Source organism: Sphingobacteriales bacterium (genome assembly GCA_016700115.1).
Lineage (GTDB): Bacteria > Bacteroidota > Bacteroidia > Chitinophagales > UBA2359 > UBA2359.
On the sequence record CP064999.1, the window covers coordinates 5,271,004 to 5,290,421 of the forward strand.

A 19,418-nucleotide genomic window follows, 5' to 3' on the forward strand; every position below is an offset into this window, starting at 1 on the left:
AATAAACAGAAATGTCATTCTGTTTTAACCTGTTTCAAATCGCCGTTTGGAGTAATCAGCCAGGTTTCTTTTACAGGGGGGCGTTTAAGTTGGTATTTTACTTTCAGACTATAGGTATATTGAACGACAGGCTCGACAATTACAGGATTAATGACAATCTGAAAATCACGGTTTGGCAATGGTTTGTAATACATAGAGACCGGCTTTTGTGCCTGTACCACACCTGATTTTTTCTTAATCGCATCAAAAGAATTGCTGCTGAATGCCTGATATGAGCTGTATTGATCGGCAGGAAAAAATGCCCCTGTATTTTCAGCAAGAATATGATATTCACCTTCTAAAGCAATTCCCAATTTTTTAAAATCAGAAATCCGCTCATTGACTAAACTGATAGAAGCTTCCCGGAGTGTTTTATAGGCCAAATCAGGGTTTTCCACCACATAATCTACTTTAACCAAATCATAGGTTTCGTACTTTGCCGCTATAGTGATGATTTTGTCTAATAACCCACTATCTGTATATTTTATGTGCAGGTTCTTTTGCATTTCAAACCCTTTGGGAACTTCGTTATAAGTTTTACTGAACAATTTTTTCTCAACTTCAATTTCATATACCGGCACCAAAGAAAGCATGTCCACAAATATATCTTGTTCGGGTATGCCCAAGTTCTTCACCCCTTTGGCAATATTTTCGAGCCGCGTGTTTAGCAGTTCATCGGCAGCCGCTGCGGTTTCACCCAATTGAGAAAGATTAAAAATGGCAATATAGGCATCAGCCTTCAGATTCATTAACGCATTGGTTTCTATCAGTATGGTGTTGTCATTCACAAACGAAGCTTCCGAAAACTGGTTTGCCCGGTCATATCCCGAGCGATTATTCCAGTATGATTGCTGTTGTGCATAATTTGCATTTCCGGATACTTGTGCAAAGACAGTAGATGCAACACACAAGTCTGCTATCAACAAAGCAAAAATGATAAAACTCCGTTTCATGTTAGTTCATATTTTAGTGATGAATAAAACGATGAAACGAAATTACGAAAACCCTATAAATGTAATATGCTTTCTCAAACAATTATAGACGAAACTCTACAAAAGCATTAAATGAAAATAGAAGAACAGGGTTATTTTTTTGCAGTAGAATCTGCCGGAGTATTTGGATTATTTTTAGAAGTAAAGGCTTTAATGATATCATCCGGACTTTTACCCAAATTAGCCAGAGAAAACTGAACATCATCGGCCAATTCATGTTCGGGGTAGGTTGATAAAAAAAGTTCGTATGCCGCTTTAGCTTTATCGAGTTCTTTTAAATCATTTTCGTAAGTAAAAGCGGTTAAGAACAAACTATGGGGGGCTTTTTCAAAATTTTTGTATTTCGTCTGTATTTCATCATAAATAGCAATTGCCTTGTCATATTCCCGGATAGAACGGTGCATCTCCGCAGATTTAAACAAATACATCGGAGTTTTGTCGTCATTGGGAAGTGCAGTTGCATAAGCTTCGTAGGCTTCAATCGCTGTTTTGGCGAGACTGGGGTCTAAGATTTTTGAACTGTTTTTGGCAAAAGCATTTTCGGCTTCGGTTACTTTTTTAGATAAATCTGCAGCACTGCCACTTCCACCTGAACTACAGGCAGAAAAAAGTAAACCAACTATTGCGGTTAAAAATAAAAGCTTTTTCATAAATTGAAAGTTTTCGAAAGAAAGTATTGAATTTTCGCAAAATTACAACTCTTTGTTGCAAATATCGGATTAAAGGGTAAATTTTATAGATTGTGGCAAAACACCCCTCCTGTCTGATGCGTTTGTCAAACAAATGGGTTAATGCAAAAAAGAGGCTTAAATATTCAAAATTTATTATTGGCTTTATTCAGAACAAGCTTAAAATTTAAAAGATACTTAACCACAATAGCGATCTATGCAAAATGAAGTTCTTCATAAATTGTTTCAACTTCCTTTTATTCCGGTTTTCTTAACCTTTTGTATGCTTTGGAGTTCTTGTTCTTCTTTGTATTACAAAGGCTTTGCAACCTATCAACATGTTACCGTAGAAAGAGAAGACCCTGCCAAGTCCAAACCGGTTTCAAGACCAAATCCTTGTAATGATTATAAAAACTATATCCCCGATACATTGCATCCCGAATATACTCCCATGCGGTATATTCGGTTAAATGCACATTTTATCAACAGTAAAGACAGCACTCAAAATCTTAAGAAGGAAGAAGCCACTCGGTTTATTGAAGAGTTAATCAGGCATACTAACTATGTGTTGTCAAACAACCGGCAAATGTTTTTGCCAATTGGAAACAACACTCCTGTACTTCCAACCCAATACAGGTTTGTGCTGGAAGGAAACCCCGATGATCCTTCAGATAACGGGGTTTATTTTCATTATAATGACTCCTTATTTATCTGTAATAAAAAAGAAAGAAAATCAGGAAGCCCTTACAGCTTGTTTTATGGGCAGCAATATCACCGCTATGGCATCCGCAAAGGGGAAGTCATCAACGTATTTTTTTTAGAGCATCCGCCGGACAGTCTTGGGTCATCAACCTATAAATTTACTTCCAATGGTGTTGGCAAACCGGATTGGGCAAAAATGGTCGGCGCAGCACATCATATCCGGGTTTTACACCGCGACCGACCTGATCCGGTCTTATTTACAGCTCAACACTGGGTAGGACTGTTTAATCATGAATTAGGTCATTCACTCGGCTTAGCGCATACCTGGAACGCCAATGACGGTTGCGATGATACGCCCATGAACCCCAATCACTGGAATTTCCCGGAAGTGCCCCCGGAGGAACACGACAAAGTTTCCAACAATGTGATGGACTATAATGCTTTTCAAAACGCCTGGTCGCCCTGCCAAATCGGTAAAATTCAACTCAATACTTCTACCTCTTCTACTTTGCAAAGACGTTTGTTAAAGCCGGTATGGTGTTCTTTTAATCCTGAGGAAATAATTCATATTAAATCCGGAGACTCGATTGTTTGGAAAGGGGCTAAAGATTTTTCAGGAAATATCGAAATACATCCTGACGCAGTATTAACCCTTCATTGTACCGTAAATTTGGCGGAAGGTGCAAAGATAAAAGTATATTCGGGTGGAACTTTAGTAGTGGACGGGGGTATAATTACCAATCAATGCGGGCAAAAATGGAAAGGAATTGAAATTGAACATCGGGCTAAAAAAACCAGTACGATTATTTTGAAAAATAACGCACAGTTGTTGAATATGGAAAATGATTTAAGGGTTGTTCCTGTTCCTGACAAGCGCAAAACCAAAAAAACAATCCACCCTGAATGAGCAAAAATCTTACAATTACATCCTGAGATAAATTACATACTTTTCGTTGAAATAGTCAATGCCATCAAATATTTCTCCGATATAATAATGTTGTACTTTCCGGTTCAGTTCTTTAATTTCCTGTGTTAAGTCTCCCCCTTTAAGCACTAACAGACCATTATACAAAGTGTTGTATTGCTCATCGGTATGTATTACCAGATTTTTGCTCCAGGAATAAAGTTCTTTCAGTTTAGTTACTCCCCTGCTGATGGCAAAATCGTAAACTTTGCCGGCAACCTGTTCGGCGCGCTTTTGTTCTGTTTTCACATTTTTTAAGTCAAACTCATCAATAGCGGCTTGTACTACTTTGATTTTTTTACCTATCGAGTCGATGAGATAAAACTGAGTTTGATGAAACATGATGGCTAAAGGAATTCCCGGAAATCCCCCACCCGTTCCGATGTCAATGATATGGGTATAGGGTTTAAACTTTATCACTTTGGCAATAGACAAAGAATGTAAAACATGATGCAGGTAGAAATGCTCAAAGTCCTTGCGTGAAATGAGGTTGATTTTGCTGTTCCAATCGCCGTAAAATGCTTCCATTCTGGCATATTTATCTAATTGTTCCGCACTCAGTTTCGGGAAAAATTTTTGTATCAGTTCCATAGATAGGCTTTCAAATTGCAATGATACTGTTAAATGTCTGTTAAATTCTATGAACCCAATTCAAATTTTCAAAGTTGAATTGATGACCTTCGATATTTTATAAGAAACCTGATTGGAATAGCGATGGGATTCAAATTGTTCTGCCCACCTGATGCCCTGCGTAGCATTGGTTAAAAACAACTCATCTGCCTGTTCTAAAAATTCACGGGTAACAGGCACTTCATTTACTTCCATGTTTAATTCTGCCAGAGTTTGTATGACTACTTTCCTCATTACTCCATCAATACACCCGCTTTCAACCGGTGGGGTAAATACGCGGTTTTCATGCACACAAAATATATTGGCATTATCAGCTTCTGCGACTTGGTTGTTTGTGTTGAGCATCAGGCAAAGATCTGCCCCAATTGATTTGGCAAATTGAGCGGCTATGATATAGGGCAAAGCATTTCCGGTTTTAAGGCTGCTGATCCAAACCGGTGCAACCAAAGGTTTTGGATACAATACAATTGTTAATCCGTGTTGGTTAAACAAAAACTCTGAGTTTTCAACAGAATTAAAAGTAACCACCACATTACAGGCATCTGTTCCGGGTAAAAATAATCCTCCGTTTTGACGATAAACCACAACTCTGATTCTACCCGACGATGATTGACCGTTTAACCCGGACAACCGAAGACAGATTTCGGCCAGGGTGTTTTGAGAAATTCCTTCCGGCATTTGCATATTCAGCAGTTGAAGAGATTGGGTCATCCTTTGCCAGTGAAGTGGTAAAAAGGGTATTTTTTTGTGAAACATCACCATGCTTTCAAAAATATTATCCCCATACCTGAATGAGCGGTTAGCTTCGGAAAACAATAAACTATCTGACAGACAATAGCTGCCGTTATGGTATAAATATTGGGGCATGTTCGCTACTTTTGCTCAAAAATAATCATCATTTTTTAGTAACCCTTCAAAAGGCTTGTGCCTTCAGGTTATGTCATTCGTCAATTTTTAGAAAAATGAACCGACAACAAACAACTGATTCTGTGCTAATGGTTCGTCCTGTGAGGTTTGGTTTTAACCCCCAAACTGCATTGACAAATAGTTTTCAGAGTTCAATATCGAATCTTAGTGCCAATCAGGTGCAGGATTTAGCCCTTTTAGAATTTGACAATTTTGTACGATTGTTGAAAGAACATCAAATCAATGTCGTTGTTTGGGAAGATACCCCCTATCCTCATACGCCCGATTCAATTTTTCCCAATAACTGGATCAGTACCCATCAAAATGGTACTGTGGCTACTTATCCCATGAAAACAGCAAACAGACGGGCAGAAAGAAATGAAGACATTATCCGTTTTCTCAGCGATACCCATCAGTTTAACATCAATAAAAGGGAACATTTTGAAGACTCTGAAATTACGGAGACAATACTGGAAGGCACCGGAAGTTTGGTGTTGGATCGCGTTCACCGTGTTGCCTATGCTGCCGTGTCGGAAAGAACCCACCCTAAATTAGTGATGGAATGGGTTCAAAGGATGCAATACAAACATGCTGTACTTTTTACGGCTTATGATTTGAAAGGAGAAATTTACCATACGAATGTAGTGATGTGTATCGGTAACAGTTTTGCAGTTTTAGGCAGCCAAAGCATTGCGGATGACCGCGAAAGGAAAAGAGTGATTCACGAACTGGAAAACACCGGTCACGAAGTCATCGAAGTTTCTAACGAGCAATTGTTACAGCATTATGCAGGAAATATGCTTCAATTACATAATCAAAACGGAGAAAACATACTCGTACTTTCCCAACAGGCTTATGACAGTCTCGATTTCCGTCAGATAAAATCGCTTCAACGCCATAATGATATAATACTGCCGATACCTATCCATATCATCGAAACCATTGGCGGAGGGAGCGTCCGTTGTATGCTTTGCGAAATTTTCCTACCCAAGCCTTAAACCTGAACTATGAAACAACCTGTTTATCCGGATAAACTAATGCCCGGAGACGAAATCCGGGTAGTCTCTCCTGCAATCAGTTTATCTGCCATTCCATACGACCAAATACAAACCGCAGTTGCAAAACTGACACAAATGGGACTGAAGGTTTCGTTTTCTAAATTTGCTAAGGAGGTGGACGAATTTTCCTCCTCCTCCATAGAAAGCAGAGTCAACGATTTGCATGAAGCATTTTCCGACCAACGAGTAAAGGCGCTGTTTACCACGCTTGGTGGTTTTAACAGCAATCAGTTACTTGAATACCTCGATTTTGATTTAATTGCCAAAAACCCCAAAATTCTTTGCGGCTTTAGTGATATCACTGCTTTATCGTGCAGCATCTATGCCAAAACCGGTTTAGTCGGTTATTCCGGCCCCCATTTTTCGACTTTTGGAATGATAAAAGGCATTGAATATATCGCTGATTATATGCAGCGGTGTTTGTTTTCGACCGAACCCTTTAGCGTTCAACCTTCCGGATTTTGGAGCAATGATGCATGGTTTGCCGACCAAATCAACCGTCAGTTTTATCCCAACGACGGCGCATGGATTTTAAAAGAAGGAAGCGCCGAAGGAATCAGTATCGGAGGCAATTTATGTACCCTTAATCTGCTTCAGGGAACTCAGTTTATGCCTTCTTTGGAAGGGTCCGTTTTAATGATTGAAGATGATCATGAGACCAATCCTTTTACCTTTGACCGCAACTTGCAATCTTTGCTCCACCTCCCTGATTCGAAAGGAATAAAAGGCTTGCTGATTGGGCGGTTTGAAAAAGCAAGCGGTATGAGGCGGCCTTTGCTCGAAAAAATTATTGCCTCCAAAAAACAACTTCAGGGGATTCCGGTTGTCGCCAATCTCGATTTTGGGCATACTACACCTATGTTTACCTATCCCATAGGAGGCAAGGTAAGTTTTGCCGCAAAAGGGGGTAATTTTAATTTTCAGATATTAAGTCGGGAAAATGATAAGACTGCATAGAAATTCTATTCCAAAATGAATGAAAATACGATATATGCCATAGTAGATGTTGAAACTACCGGAGGCAGTGCAAAAACCGATAGAATCATAGAAATAGCTATTTACCGTTTTGACGGCAACCGGATTGTAGATTCGTTCACTTCTTTAGTCAATCCGGGCATACTTATTCCGCCTTTTATTACGAAATTAACCGGCATCAACAACGATATGGTAGCTGATGCCCCTGCCTTTGAAGATTTGGCAGAAAGGGTGAACCAAATCACCCGGGAGGCCGTATTTGTCGCACATAATGTTGACTTTGATTATGCTTATGTCAGAATGGAATTTAAAAAGTTGGGGCATGTGTTTGAAAGGCGAAAACTCTGCACCGTTAAATTAGCAAGGCGCATTATTCCCGGTTTTACTTCCTATAGTCTGGGAAAGCTATGTTCTGAACTCGGAATAACTATTGAAAACAGGCATCGGGCTGCAGGCGATGCACTTGCAACTACCGAACTTTTTAAACTGCTTATTCAATCAGATTTAGGCGGTCATATCCATCACGATTTAGACAAAACCAACCTTTATAAAATGCTCCCGCCGGGCTTGCCACCTGAAACCATTGATCATTTGCCCGAAGAAACCGGAGTATTTTATTTTCACGATCAAAACGGCAAGGTAATTTTTATTGACAAAAGTTCAGATATTAAACGGCGTATTATTCACTATCTAAATCCAAACAACAGCCCTCGTGGTAAAAAAAGTAAATTAGTTCAGAACACAAGGCATATTTCTTTTGAAGAAACAGGCAGCGATTTGATTGCTGAACTCATGAAACTTGCCGAAATAGCGCGATTAAAACCCGCCTATAACCGCGAAGCAGCTTCTAAAAAACTGACCTTCGGAATTTATAAAAATTTAGATTCTAATGGCTACTACAAACTCAACTTAGCTCCGGTTAACAGCAAGGTAATGCCGGTTTTAGCTTTTCAAAAAGAAGATCATGCCTATAAATCATTGGCAAAATTAGTAAACGAACATCAACTTTGTTCTCAACTTTGTGGTTTGGAGGGGAAATCAACTGTTCAAGGAACACCATGTGTAAATTATACGCTGCAAGTTTGTAAAGGAGCCTGCATTGGCTTAGAAACCCCTGAAAACTATAACCGAAGACTCAATCAGGCAATCAAAACGTTGGATCTGCCGGCTCCCAACTTTTTTATTATCGGTGAAGGCCGAAAAAATGGGGAGAAATCGGCCATACAAATCGAAAAAAGACGATTGGTTGGTTATGGTTACTATGAACCTGATTTTGCAAACACCATTGAAGATTTGAAAAACTGTATTCAACCTTATACGCTGAACTTTTCAAACGATGCGGTAAAAATTATAAAGTCCGGAATAAAAAATGACCATTTGCTTAAAATAGTGAAATACTAAATGGCAGACAGATATTTAAGAATTCGCGAATTGGGATGGGACACCAACAGGCTTCAAAAAGCCAAAGTACTTGTGGTGGGGGCAGGGGCTTTAGGCAACGAAGTGTTGAAAAACTTGGCTTTATTAGGGGTAGGAAATATATGGGTAGTGGATATGGATCATATTGAAAGCCATAACCTGACCCGAACAGTTTTGTTTCGTGAATCGGATATCGGGTTTAGTAAGGCAGAGGTTGCTGCCCAAAGAATCAGGGAAATTAATCCTGCAATTCAGATAATTCCAATTGTCAGGAGCATACAGGAATCTCTGGGAATCGGTTTTTTTATGGAAATGGATGTTGTTTTTGGCTGTGTTGATAATGTTCAGGCAAGAATTGACATCAACCGGTATTGCTATCAGGCCGGGGTCTTGTTTATAGATGCCGGCATGAGGAAACTGGATGGAGACGTAAAAGTGTTTGGCGAATCATACAAAGTTTGTTTTGATTGTTTAGTAACGAGACAAATGCGGGACGAGGCCTGGAGACGTTATTCCTGCCTTAAATTGAGGTCTCGGACAGATACGTTGAGTATTCCCACTTCACCGACTATTTCTTCGATAATGGCAGGTTTTCAGGTTCAGATTGCCATCAAATATCTACACCAGGCACCGATCCCCTTAGATTGCAGAATTTCAGTTTTGGGCTATATTGACGACATGCACGTAACTAAACTGAGTCCTAATCCCAACTGCCCCACTCACAATATGTATGAACTCATCAACAAAAGTGAGTTAGTGAATTTACCATTACGCTCAGACACTACCACCGTTGGCGAACTGCTCCAGGCAGTGAAACAAAACTTAGCCCATGATGCCACTATCCAGTTAGATTATGACCTGATTACCTATTTCTATTGTCCGGAACATGATTTTAAACTTCCCCTTATCAGGCGAAGGGGGTTCATTTATGCCGATGAAGTCGAATGTCCTCATTGTAAAGAAAATGGAATGCCCAATGCCTATTTACTCATGCAGGAACATTTCATCAACCAACTGAACGGAAAAGAAGATCCGGAATTTTTACAACTGACCCTTTCTCAGATTGGAATCCCTTTTTTTCATGTTGTATGCGCTTCCACTTTTTCAGAAAATGCCCTGAAATATCAATACTTTATCCTGACAGGTGACAGAAACGGGTAAAACATATTGTTTCCTATTCTGTTTTTTTAATGCTAACTTTGTCATGAAGTGCTTCACAAAACTTATCTCTTGCCATGAGCGGTTACCATTTTTTCAAATATACACCTCAAGAAGACGGGCGTAGTGATTTTGAACGCCTGCTCGATTTGTTTTTGCAACTCCTCAATTACACCTCCGGTGATGTGGCAGAAGCTTTAGACTGGATGCACCAGTTAGACCGCAAACACAACCTGACAAACGACGAATATGGAATGGCAGATTTTATTGAAGACCTGAAAAAGAACGGGTATATTCAGGAAAACCCTGCCGATGGAAGATTTTCACTAACTCCCAAATCAGAACAAACCATTCGAAGACGGGCTTTGGATGAAATTTTTGGAAAGTTGAAAAAAAGCAACCGGGGAAACCATTCCACCAGTTTTAGTGGCTTAGGCGATGAACAAACCGCCGAAAAACGGCAGTTTCAGTTTGGCGACAGTTTCGACCAGATTTCTATGACCGACTCTATCAAAAACGCACAAATCAGAAACGGCATCCAAAACTTTTCGCTCACCGAAGACGATTTAGAGGTTCAGGAAAATTTGTTCAGAACCCAAACCTCAACGGTGCTGATGATTGATATTTCTCACTCGATGATACTATACGGCGAAGACCGGATTACCCCTGCCAAAAAGGTAGCAATGGCACTTGCCGAACTGATCACCACCAAATATCCTAAAGACACCCTCGACATTATTGTTTTTGGAAACGATGCCTGGCAAATCAATATCAAAGATTTGCCTTACCTTACGGTCGGACCCTATCATACCAACACCGTAGCGGGTTTAGAGCTGGCGATGGACTTACTTCGCCGGCGCAAAACCAAAAACAAGCAAATTTTCATGATTACAGACGGAAAACCTACCTGCCTGAAAATCGGAATGCAGTATTATAAAAACAGTTGGGGGTTAGACAAGAAAATCATTAACCGCACGTTGAACCTTGCCGCTCAATGCCGCAAACTACACATACCCGTAACTACTTTCATGATAGCCTCCGACACTTACCTCCAAAAATTTGTGCAGGAGTTTACCGAAGTCAATCAGGGCAAGGCTTTTTATTCAAACCTCGATCAGTTGGGCGAGTTTATATTTCAGGATTACGAGCGAAACCGCCGGAAACGTGTCAGATAGTTTAAAACCTGTTAAAGTTTCAAGCTGCCATTAGCAGGGTTTTTGTAATGTTGCCTTCAAAAAAACCTGTCCGGTATAAAGATGCCGGTGTTTGTATTAAGCCGGTCAGGCTAATCACACCTTACCGGATGAATAACCACACAAGCACCCTGAACAGGTCATCATATCAAACATGGCGGAAAAGATAGTTTATTCTTCAATAGCCCGGACAATTTCTGCGCTCATTGGCGTTACACTATGCTTGAAAAATTTAACCAAGTTGCCGTTCTCCTGTTTTGTGCGGTTCTTCTCAACAATCCTCTGGAAGCCTTGCTATTGTTGGATCTGAGATTGCGATTTGGGTGTCCCGTTGTTTTTTTAGCGGTGTTTTTGTACTTTTGGAGCTATGTTTGTCAGGTGTAAAAAGAACAAAAGTGGCTCTAAGAGTATACAAATTATCTCCAAATCTACGGGAAAGTATGTTTTGTATCAAACGGTTGGCTGTTCTGATGATCCAATAGAAGTTGAATTCTTAATATCAAAAGCTAAAAAAATTATAGCAACAGTTGGAGGTCAGAGTTTGATTCCTTTTGATAAGTCTAGAGAATTAACTTTTGTAGATACTTTTTTGCAGTCATTAGATTCTATGAGTCTGGTTGGTCCGGAGTTACTGTTGGGCAAAATTTTTGACCAAATTGGCTTTAATGCTATACAAGACGAATGGTTTAGACATTTAGTTATTACAAGGATTGTATATCCTGTCAGCAAGCTCAAAACGACCGATTATTTATTCAAATATAAAGGGATGTCGTGTAGTGTTTACAGCATATACAGGTATTTGGACAAGATGCATACCAATCAAATGGCATTGATTAAAAACATAAGCCTGCAACATACTCTTTCACTTGTAGGGGGTAAGTTATCTGTTGTTTTTTATGACGTTACTACGCTTTATTTTGAAATATCCAATGAAGATGATTTGCGCAAAACAGGGTTCAGCAAAGACGGCAAACATCAACACCCACAGATTGTTTTGGGTTTATTAGTCAGCCAAAATGGATATCCTTTGGATTATGAGATTTTTGAAGGCAATAAATACGAAGGAGATACCTTGCTTGTTGTTGTCAATCACTTTAAAGCCAAATACACCGCTGATAAATTGGTTGTGGTGGCAGACTCGGGGTTATTGTCTAAAAACAATATTGCTTTGTTAAAAAAACACCAATACCAGTATATACTTGGTGCCCGGATCAAGAATATGAATAACCAAGTTACTGAACAAATATTAAGCCTGACCTTACAAGATCATGAAAGTCTTGTGATCCCCATGACAGATAATGAAAGATTAATAGTGGGGTATAAAAGGGCAAGAGCACACAAGGATGCTAAAAACAGAAAGCGGGGATTGGAAAAGTTAGAAAAGTCCATCAAGTCCGGAAAATTAAGCAAACAGCATATCAACAATCGTGGCTATAACAAATACTTGCAAGTGGACGGAAACATTAATGTTACAATCAATTACGAGAAATATGCCGATGATGGGAAGTGGGATGGATTAAAGGGGTATGTTACGAATACCGATTTCTCAAAAGAAGAAGTAATCTATCAATACAGCCAACTATGGCATGTAGAAAAAACGTTTAGAATTTCAAAGTCCGATTTGCAAATCCGCCCAATATTTCACAGATTGAAACGAAGAATAGAAGCCCACATCTGCATATCCTTTGCTGCTTGCAAAGTATACAAGGAACTATAAAGATTATTGGTTGAAAAAAAAGCAAACTACTCTGCTGAAAAAGCAATTGATATTATTAAAACAATCTACAAAGTAGGAATACAAACACCTTATTCAAACACTACTTATACAAGACTGCTCATTAAAACACAACAGCAAGAAGACATTATCAACCTCTTCAACCTCAAAATTTAACCCATTTCCAACTTGGGTGTCCCAACGCACAAAACAGGAAAAAAACCTATCCGGTATAAAGATGCCGGTGTTTGTATTAAGCCGGTCAGGCTAATCACACCTTACCGGATGAATAACCACACAAGCACCCTGAACAGGTCATCATATCAAACATGGCGGAAAAGATAGTTTATTCTTCAATAGCCCGGACAATTTCTGCGCTCATTGGCGTTACACTATGCTTGAAAAATTTAACCAAGTTGCCGTTCTCATCTACCAGATACTTGCTAAAGTTCCACGTTGGCACTTCATCATTCCATCCATTCAACGATTTGTCGGATAAAAAGCGATACAGGGGATGTTGATTTTTTCCTTTCACTGATATTTTTTCAAACATTTGAAAGGTTACCCCATAGTTTTTTTCGCAAAATGCTGCAATTTCTTCATTGCTTCCCGGTTCCTGCCACATAAAATCATTAGATGGAAATCCTAAAATCACCACTTTATCTCCCATAGTTTGGTTAAGTTCTTCCAACTCCTTGTATTGAGGGGTTAATCCGCATTTTGAAGCCGTGTTGACCAATAAGACTTTTTTACCTCTGAATTTTTCAAAACTTACCGGCGTACCATCTATTCCGTTCAGTTTAAAATCGTAAAAAGACACTTTAGCAATCCCCGATCCGGTTCCATTTTGTGCCATTAAATCGTTGTCCGTTGAGTTGCCCGACGATGACCTTGCGTTACCGGGTTTTGTGGCTTTTGAACATCCGACAATGGAAAGCAAAGCAAAAGCACCTACAAATAATTTATTCAACATGCCCATTCTGTTATTTTTTTTTAAAGAAAACACACGAATCCCGGATTTGTTTGGAAAACAGGGTATTTCCTTCGGTTTGGGAAGTTTTGATTTGAAGAACTTTAATGGTTTTTCATATAGCCTGAACTCAATTTTCCCAAACTTGTAACCGGTCTGTATGTATCATGGTATCATCAAGCAGAACAGCGGATTCAGGCAGCCGGGGTGCAGGAATTCCGGTTCCCCATCTTTGAGGCGCGGTAAAAATCCTGGCTTCATGCCATAGGTTTTGAGAAATCAATGTGTCCAATAGATATTTTCCTCCTTCGACCATGAGCGACTGAATCCCATGCCGGTATAAATAACTTATAATTTCCGGCAGGAGTGTTTCGTCAAACGGGGTTTGGAAAAAACTTAAATTACCGGATGATGTTTGGACAGGCTGACTGCTTCCTGTAATTACCAGGGTCGGAATACTTTGGTCAAAAAGGCAGAGATGTTTGGGCAAAGTTAAATGTTCGTCCAAAACAATGCGCATGGGTGAACTGCCAAACCAGTTGCGGACATTCAATTGCGGGTTATCGGTCAGGGCTGTATTATATCCAACCATTATAGACTGCTCCTCGCTTCGCCATTTATGTACCAATGTTTTAGAAAACTCATTGCTGATCCAGGTTTGTCTGTCCGAAGTTTTGGCAAAAAACAAATCCGAAGTCTGCGCCCATTTCAAAATGACCCGGGGGGATTGTTGGGTATGAAAGGTCATAAATTTTCGGTTCAGATGTTTTGCTTCCTCCTCCAATATCCCGACAGTTACCTGTACACCTGCCTCCTGCAACTGTTTTATTCCACTGCCTGAAACTTTGGGAAAAGGGTCAGCGCAGGCAATAACCACGCGGGGAATTTTGTGTTGAATAATCAAATTGGTACACGGAGGAGTTTTTCCGAAATGCGAACATGGCTCTAAACTGACATATAGGGTAGAGTGCTCCATCAGATGCCGTTGGCTGATGGGTACAGATTGAATGGCGTTTACTTCGGCATGTGCTTTCCCGTATTGTTGATGGTATCCTTCCCCGATTATCCGGTTATCATAGACCAAAACAGCACCTACCATCGGATTGGGTGCTGTTTTTCCCATTCCCAAAGCCGCTAAATCAAGACAACGCCGCATATATTGCCGGTCGCTTAACAGGTCAGTTGTCATCATCAAAGGTACCGTAAACTTTTTAGCATATTAATAAATCAAAGTGTTGAACCGGAAAACAAGTCCACCATTTGTTTTCCTAAAAGACTTCCGATCGCCACTCCCATGCCGCTGAGTTTGACCCCGATAGCTACATTGGGGCTAATCTTTTTTAGAATCGGAACTTTGTCCGGCCCAAAGGCCATAATGCCTGCCCAGGTTGTGTCTATTGAAAATGGTATTCCGGGCAGGATGTCCTGTTTTAGTTTTTGCGCTAAGGCGGTGATTATCTGAGAAGTGGTTTTCATTTCTGTTGAAGTTTCGGCGGCAAAATTCAGGTTTCGCCCTCCTCCAAAAATGATTCGTTGGTTAAAATTGCGGAAATAAAAATACCCGCAGTCAAAATGAAAGATGCCCTGAAACGGAAGATTGGGTATTGGGTCTGTTACCAATACCTGCCCTCTGCCGGGTTCAACCAACAAATCGGGAATCAACTGTCGGGCAAAGGCATTGGTGCATATTGCTATTTTTTTTGCATAGAAGGTAACCGTAGTATCTAAAAAATTGTGATTTACCAGCACTCTGACTCCCCCGCCGGTTTCTGAGAGGTCGTCAAAAAATGCAACAACCTCAGCCCCGTTGATGATGGTTATCCCTTTCTGTTGGGCGAGTAACAATAGCGATTTCATCATTTTTCCGGTATCTAACTGACCTTCACAATGATTGATGACCAACGAACGGGCAAACCCGGGGTTAAATCCAAACCTTTTGACAGTTTCTGTACCGGCAACGCTGAACGCATTTTTCTGTAAAACAGGAAACAACATCCGGTTCAGGTCGTCAATTTTGTCTAAACAATATAACTCCTTTTCGCTCAAAATCTCGTAACTTCCCAAAGCCTGATAATCTATGGCTTTGTCTCCCAAACGGCTGCGCAACAGATTTAATCCGTCAAACCTGAGCTTCACCAAATTTACCACCTCCGGTTCGGACATGGTTTGAAGGTCTGCAATCAGTTCGGTCGGACTTCCAATACAGGCAAACCCCGCATTCTTGGTACTGGCACCGGTAGGAAAAATACCTCTTTCCAATACTAATATTTTCGAAGCAGGAAACTTTTCGGAATAAGATATTGCAGCAGAAAGACCGGTAATCCCGCTACCGATAACTATAAAATCATAACGGATAAAACTCTCGCGCTCCCAAAAACTGATCATACACTTTATCTTTAGCAGTGCGAAGATAAAAACTGAAAGTGAAAAACTGAAAGTGAAAAGCCTGAAAGTGAAAAGTGAAAAACTAAAAGTGAAAAGTGGCTGCTTTGATAGTTCCTGTACTGGAAGCAGATGGGAAATAGTTTCAATGGTACAAATATTGCTGCATCCTTAAGATTTTGTAGGAAGCCATTGCCTGAATTTTCCGGAATTTCGATTCATCTGACCGAAACGATAGCTCTGCCGGTAATCACGGGTTCTCAAGGGTTGATTTTTTGTTTTGATTCACTTTGGCAAATTACCGCTATCCTTTCTATCTTGCAGACATTCTCCTCTACTGACAAAAAACAAGCATAAGTGAAAGGCAGACGGCATCAGGTGTTGCAATATCTGAAACATTTATTAACCGCCCGAACCAAGTACTATATCCACTCTCCTTTTGTGTATGAGTTATGCGAAAAGGTGATATATGACCGGAGGCAGTTCTATGCCTTTGAAGCAATTGAAACCCTGAGAAGCCGGTTATTGTCCTCTGAAAAGGTAGTTGAAGTAACCGACTTTGGTTCAGGGTCGAAGGTGATGAGCAAGCTCCGGGAAATCAGGGAAATCGCAAAAAATGCTTCTGTTTCACCAAAAGCAGGGCAAATGTTGTTCCGGTTAGTCAATCATCTGCAACCAAAAACCATTCTGGAACTTGGAACTTCTTTGGGCATCAGCACGATGTATCTGGCATCTGCTAATCATCATGCTACAATACTTACCATTGAAGGATGCCCGCAGACCGCTAAACTCGCAGGAAAAAATTTTGAACTGATGAAAGCCGGCAACATTCAACAGATAACAGGCAGATTTGAAGATAAAATTCCCGAATTACTCTCCCAAATCTCACAATTAGACCTTGTTTTTTTTGATGGCAATCATCGTGCCGCCCCTACCCTTCAATACTTTAACTGGTGTCTGGACAAAGCCCATACCGGTTCGGTTTTCATTTTTGACGATATTTACTGGTCTGAGGATATGACTTTGGTTTGGAACCAGATTCAACATCATCCTAAAGTAACACTGACCATAGACCTTTTCCGGTTAGGGCTGGTTTTTTTTAGAACAGAACAAGCTAAGGAGCATTTCAAACTGTATTTTTAAATACCGGAAAAAGTAACTTGCATTACTGACAGAAAAAAGTGAAATTTGCGGCCAATTGACCCACGATAAAGATTTTGCAATGACCAACCACTTCGGTTCCGAGTTGAACCAACCAAATATCCATGAGTTTTTTGCCAATTCTTGCCTTTCTGAAGCATTGCTGTTGCTCAAACATACAGACCTGAGTTCAGAACAAAGAGAAGAACTGAAACATTGCACCCATGCTGCTTATTATCACAGCCAAAAAACAGATAATTTAACTAATCTTGTGCGTGGTCTATGGTTATTGACCAAAACTTATGCAGTTCTCGGTCAACAGGAAAACACAGAACACTATGCCGAAAAGGGACGCGGGCTTTGCGGAGAAGCTGTTTTGTCCCAACCTGCCGCTTTTGCTTATATTTTTGATGCCTTAGGAACAGCTTATGAAACCGGCAACCAACCCGATGAAGCTCACGCCTACCGGCAACTTTCAATAGATATGTCAAACGAAATAAAAGATATTGCTGTTAAAAACAGTTTTTTGGAAGAAACCGGTTTGGCAGGTTAGGCACTGACAATAAAACTGGGGCTTAACAAATTTTCCTTGTTGTAGATCAAAGGACTGCCATCGGGTTGCACTACTGTAGCTCCGGATTCTGTCGCCACGATATGACCGGCAGCGGTATCCCATTCCATACAAGGTGAAAAGCGGGGGTAAAAATGAGCCTTGCCTTCTGCCACAAAACAAAACTTCAAAGCACTGCCGGCACCTATTACGGTAACTTCACCATATTTTTTAACAAGCCCCTGAATAAAATCATCGGTTGCCTGATTTCGGTGTGAACGGCTGGCAAAAGTCAATACCGGTTTCCCAAGTTCAGCCGGAGAGCTTTTGAGTTTTACAGGCGGCTTCCCTTTTTCAAGTTTAAAACTCCCCTTCCCTTTGATGGCATAATAAGTCAGTTCTTGTGCCGGAACATAGACTATTCCGGTAACGGGTGTTTGATGACTGATCAACGCTAAGTTGATGGTAAATTCCCCGTTGCGTTTGACAAATTCCTTAGTGCCGTCTAAAGGGTCAATCAGCCAATAGGTTTCCCAATTCTTTCGGTCTGAATAACCGGTGAGCTTTGTTTCTTCCGAAATAACAGGTATATGCGGATATTTCTGAATCAATCCTGCTACCAAAATTTGGTTAGAGCGGGTATCGGCAAGGGTTAAGGGTGAATCGTCCGATTTTTGAATTACTTCAAATGTTTGGGAATAAACTTCCATAATCGCCCGTCCGGCTTCTTTTACCAATTCAAGCAGATAATTTAGGTCAATTTGTTCTGTCATCTTTTAAGTGGATTTTGGAAGAGGGATGTATAAGTTGAAATCGGGATAACTACAAGATTTTTTGAACAGGGTTTATCCGTAAAGAATCTGAATCATGAGTTCTTTCATCAATTCCCCATCCTGTCCGCCAACATGATCAACACCCTTCGATTTAAGGTCATAAGTATATAGCAGTTCTAAAATTTTCCGGGTTTTATCCACCGGAAAATTGGGAATTGCGGCTTTGAAATCCTTCAATGCCCAGGCACTGTTGAGTCCCATAGCTTTCAGCACCGCCGCTTCCGGTTGCCGGTGAACATGGTGATAAACATAGAGTTTGCTGAAAAAACGGTACAGGCTGCCAATCAGCAACACCAAAGGTCCTGCTTTAGGGTTTGCGGTAAAATAATCCACAATTCTGAAAACTTTGGTGGTTTGACGGTTTGCAACGGCATCCTGAAGCTCAAAAACATTATACTCTTTATTTACCCCGATATTATCGGCAATATGTTGTTGACTGACCGTCGTGTTTGGGGGCAGGTTAAGCATCAGCTTGTCTAATTCGTTGGCAATATGCCCCAAATCATTTCCCATATATTCTACCAACATGGCACATGCCTCCGGATTGATTTGAAACCGGTTGGCCTGCATATATTTTTGAATCCATGCCGGTATTTGATTCTCGTAATATTTTTTGGATTCAAAAATTACCCCGTTGGTATGCAGAATAGCTTTTGCCAGTTTACTGTTGCTCCTGATGGTTTTACCTTTATAAGCCAACACCAACAAGGTAGTCGGCATTGGACTTCTGGCATATTTTTCAAGCTTTTCAATATCTGCCAACTGTTGAGCTTCTTTTACAATCACCACCTGAAAAGGCGACATCATCGGATAACGACGGGACATAGACGCAATATTGTCGGCATCTGTATCTTTTCCATACACCACCATCAGATTAAATTCCTTTTCTGAATCGCTCAGAACATCGTGCTCAAAAAGCCGGATTAAACGCTCAATAAAAAACGTCTCCTCTCCCTGCAACAAATACACCGGACGATAATTTTTCGCACGCAGTTCGCGCTTGATTTCTTCAAAAGTCATAATTTAACCTTAAATAAAGTGGTGCCGGGGGCTTCAACCAAACTATAATTCATTCAATCCGGCAAAAATAATCTGTTTTTTTGGGCATATCGCGAAAAAATGCCG

The 19,418-nt window shown here is 40.4% G+C and carries 17 protein-coding genes and 1 pseudogene; 9 read left to right on the forward strand and 9 right to left on the reverse strand.

Annotated elements, in window-relative coordinates; genetic code table 11:
- Positions 1 to 14 precede the first annotated feature (14 nt).
- Together IPM47_18870 and IPM47_18875 are read right to left on the reverse strand one after the other, a co-directional pair.
- Complete coding sequence (locus IPM47_18870) at positions 15 to 992, reverse strand: SIMPL domain-containing protein (GenBank protein ID QQS28879.1); 978 nt, start codon at positions 990 to 992, stop codon at positions 15 to 17.
- A gap of 131 nt (positions 993 to 1,123) precedes the next feature.
- Entirely contained in the window at positions 1,124 to 1,681 is a 558-nt protein-coding gene (locus tag IPM47_18875) for a tetratricopeptide repeat protein (GenBank protein ID QQS28880.1), read from the reverse strand.
- Positions 1,682 to 1,916: 235 nt separating this feature from the next.
- Between IPM47_18875 and IPM47_18880 the strand changes: the two genes are divergently transcribed.
- Positions 1,917 to 3,308: a hypothetical protein gene (locus IPM47_18880; GenBank protein ID QQS28881.1), complete on the forward strand. Its 1,392-nt coding sequence runs from the start codon at positions 1,917 to 1,919 to the stop codon at positions 3,306 to 3,308.
- 15 nt (positions 3,309 to 3,323) lie between these two features.
- Here the strand turns inward: IPM47_18880 and rsmG are convergent, their stop codons facing one another.
- Both rsmG and IPM47_18890 read right to left on the reverse strand, forming a co-directional pair.
- Entirely contained in the window at positions 3,324 to 3,956 is a 633-nt protein-coding gene (gene rsmG / locus IPM47_18885) for a 16S rRNA (guanine(527)-N(7))-methyltransferase RsmG (GenBank protein QQS28882.1), read from the reverse strand.
- A 60-nt stretch (positions 3,957 to 4,016) separates the two neighbouring features.
- Positions 4,017 to 4,862 (reverse strand): aminotransferase class IV, encoded by an 846-nt coding sequence (locus IPM47_18890; GenBank protein QQS28883.1) that lies wholly within the window; start codon positions 4,860 to 4,862, stop codon positions 4,017 to 4,019.
- 95 nt (positions 4,863 to 4,957) lie between these two features.
- Between IPM47_18890 and IPM47_18895 the strand changes: the two genes are divergently transcribed.
- The 6 genes and pseudogenes from IPM47_18895 (at position 4,958) to IPM47_18920 (ending at position 12,595) form a co-directional block, all read left to right on the forward strand.
- Entirely contained in the window at positions 4,958 to 5,899 is a 942-nt protein-coding gene (locus IPM47_18895; GenBank protein ID QQS28884.1) for a hypothetical protein, read from the forward strand.
- Between the two features lie 9 nt (positions 5,900 to 5,908).
- A complete protein-coding gene (locus tag IPM47_18900) occupies positions 5,909 to 6,916 on the forward strand; it encodes an LD-carboxypeptidase (protein QQS28885.1) in 1,008 nt (335 codons plus the stop codon).
- A gap of 15 nt (positions 6,917 to 6,931) precedes the next feature.
- Positions 6,932 to 8,335 carry a hypothetical protein gene (locus tag IPM47_18905; GenBank protein ID QQS28886.1) on the forward strand — a complete coding sequence of 468 codons (1,404 nt, stop codon included), beginning with the start codon at positions 6,932 to 6,934 and terminating at the stop codon, positions 8,333 to 8,335.
- A complete protein-coding gene (locus tag IPM47_18910) occupies positions 8,336 to 9,514 on the forward strand; it encodes a ThiF family adenylyltransferase (GenBank protein QQS28887.1) in 1,179 nt (392 codons plus the stop codon).
- A 74-nt stretch (positions 9,515 to 9,588) separates the two neighbouring features.
- Entirely contained in the window at positions 9,589 to 10,686 is a 1,098-nt protein-coding gene (locus IPM47_18915; protein ID QQS28888.1) for a hypothetical protein, read from the forward strand.
- A gap of 385 nt (positions 10,687 to 11,071) precedes the next feature.
- Positions 11,072 to 12,595, forward strand: a pseudogene (locus tag IPM47_18920) (IS1634 family transposase).
- Positions 12,596 to 12,764: 169 nt separating this feature from the next.
- Here the strand turns inward: IPM47_18920 and IPM47_18925 are convergent.
- From IPM47_18925 to IPM47_18935, 3 genes are all read right to left on the reverse strand, one after another.
- The gene (locus tag IPM47_18925) at positions 12,765 to 13,274 is read right to left on the reverse strand and encodes a glutathione peroxidase (GenBank protein QQS31529.1); all 510 of its coding nucleotides are present in this window, start codon (positions 13,272 to 13,274) and stop codon (positions 12,765 to 12,767) included.
- 244 nt (positions 13,275 to 13,518) lie between these two features.
- The gene (gene ribD / locus IPM47_18930) at positions 13,519 to 14,544 is read right to left on the reverse strand and encodes a bifunctional diaminohydroxyphosphoribosylaminopyrimidine deaminase/5-amino-6-(5-phosphoribosylamino)uracil reductase RibD (protein ID QQS31530.1); all 1,026 of its coding nucleotides are present in this window, start codon (positions 14,542 to 14,544) and stop codon (positions 13,519 to 13,521) included.
- Positions 14,545 to 14,615: 71 nt separating this feature from the next.
- A complete protein-coding gene (locus IPM47_18935) occupies positions 14,616 to 15,773 on the reverse strand; it encodes an FAD-binding oxidoreductase (GenBank protein ID QQS28889.1) in 1,158 nt (385 codons plus the stop codon).
- 354 nt (positions 15,774 to 16,127) lie between these two features.
- Between IPM47_18935 and IPM47_18940 the strand changes: the two genes are divergently transcribed.
- Both IPM47_18940 and IPM47_18945 read left to right on the forward strand, forming a co-directional pair.
- Positions 16,128 to 16,913, forward strand: a complete 786-nt coding sequence (locus tag IPM47_18940; protein ID QQS28890.1) for a class I SAM-dependent methyltransferase — start codon at positions 16,128 to 16,130, stop codon at positions 16,911 to 16,913.
- Positions 16,914 to 16,968: 55 nt separating this feature from the next.
- Positions 16,969 to 17,463 (forward strand): hypothetical protein, encoded by a 495-nt coding sequence (locus tag IPM47_18945; protein ID QQS28891.1) that lies wholly within the window; start codon positions 16,969 to 16,971, stop codon positions 17,461 to 17,463.
- Here the strand turns inward: IPM47_18945 and cysQ are convergent.
- Together cysQ and holA are read right to left on the reverse strand one after the other, a co-directional pair.
- Positions 17,460 to 18,233, reverse strand: coding sequence for a 3'(2'),5'-bisphosphate nucleotidase CysQ (gene cysQ, locus IPM47_18950; protein ID QQS28892.1), 774 nt, complete (start codon positions 18,231 to 18,233; stop codon positions 17,460 to 17,462). The two genes, IPM47_18945 and cysQ, sit on opposite strands and share 4 nt — an antisense overlap.
- A 72-nt stretch (positions 18,234 to 18,305) precedes the next feature.
- The gene (gene holA, locus IPM47_18955; GenBank protein ID QQS28893.1) at positions 18,306 to 19,313 is read right to left on the reverse strand and encodes a DNA polymerase III subunit delta; all 1,008 of its coding nucleotides are present in this window, start codon (positions 19,311 to 19,313) and stop codon (positions 18,306 to 18,308) included.
- Between the last annotated feature and the right edge of the window lie 105 nt (positions 19,314 to 19,418).

What these genes read in the sequence shown, in the direction of transcription:
- IPM47_18880 (QQS28881.1), top strand. Translation starts at nt 1,917, where the DNA reads ATGCAAAATGAAGTTCTTCATAAATTGTTTCAACTTCCTTTTATTCCG.
- IPM47_18875 (QQS28880.1), bottom strand. Translation starts at nt 1,681, where the DNA reads ATGAAAAAGCTTTTATTTTTAACCGCAATAGTTGGTTTACTTTTTTCT.
- ribD (QQS31530.1), bottom strand. Translation starts at nt 14,544, where the DNA reads ATGCGGCGTTGTCTTGATTTAGCGGCTTTGGGAATGGGAAAAACAGCA.
- IPM47_18905 (QQS28886.1), top strand. Translation starts at nt 6,932, where the DNA reads ATGAATGAAAATACGATATATGCCATAGTAGATGTTGAAACTACCGGA.
- holA (QQS28893.1), bottom strand. Translation starts at nt 19,313, where the DNA reads ATGACTTTTGAAGAAATCAAGCGCGAACTGCGTGCGAAAAATTATCGT.
- IPM47_18915 (QQS28888.1), top strand. Translation starts at nt 9,589, where the DNA reads ATGAGCGGTTACCATTTTTTCAAATATACACCTCAAGAAGACGGGCGT.
- rsmG (QQS28882.1), bottom strand. Translation starts at nt 3,956, where the DNA reads ATGGAACTGATACAAAAATTTTTCCCGAAACTGAGTGCGGAACAATTA.
- IPM47_18890 (QQS28883.1), bottom strand. Translation starts at nt 4,862, where the DNA reads ATGCCCCAATATTTATACCATAACGGCAGCTATTGTCTGTCAGATAGT.
- IPM47_18900 (QQS28885.1), top strand. Translation starts at nt 5,909, where the DNA reads ATGAAACAACCTGTTTATCCGGATAAACTAATGCCCGGAGACGAAATC.
- IPM47_18925 (QQS31529.1), bottom strand. Translation starts at nt 13,274, where the DNA reads ATGGCACAAAATGGAACCGGATCGGGGATTGCTAAAGTGTCTTTTTAC.
- IPM47_18895 (QQS28884.1), top strand. Translation starts at nt 4,958, where the DNA reads ATGAACCGACAACAAACAACTGATTCTGTGCTAATGGTTCGTCCTGTG.
- IPM47_18910 (QQS28887.1), top strand. Translation starts at nt 8,336, where the DNA reads ATGGCAGACAGATATTTAAGAATTCGCGAATTGGGATGGGACACCAAC.
- cysQ (QQS28892.1), bottom strand. Translation starts at nt 18,233, where the DNA reads ATGACAGAACAAATTGACCTAAATTATCTGCTTGAATTGGTAAAAGAA.
- IPM47_18935 (QQS28889.1), bottom strand. Translation starts at nt 15,773, where the DNA reads ATGATCAGTTTTTGGGAGCGCGAGAGTTTTATCCGTTATGATTTTATA.
- IPM47_18870 (QQS28879.1), bottom strand. Translation starts at nt 992, where the DNA reads ATGAAACGGAGTTTTATCATTTTTGCTTTGTTGATAGCAGACTTGTGT.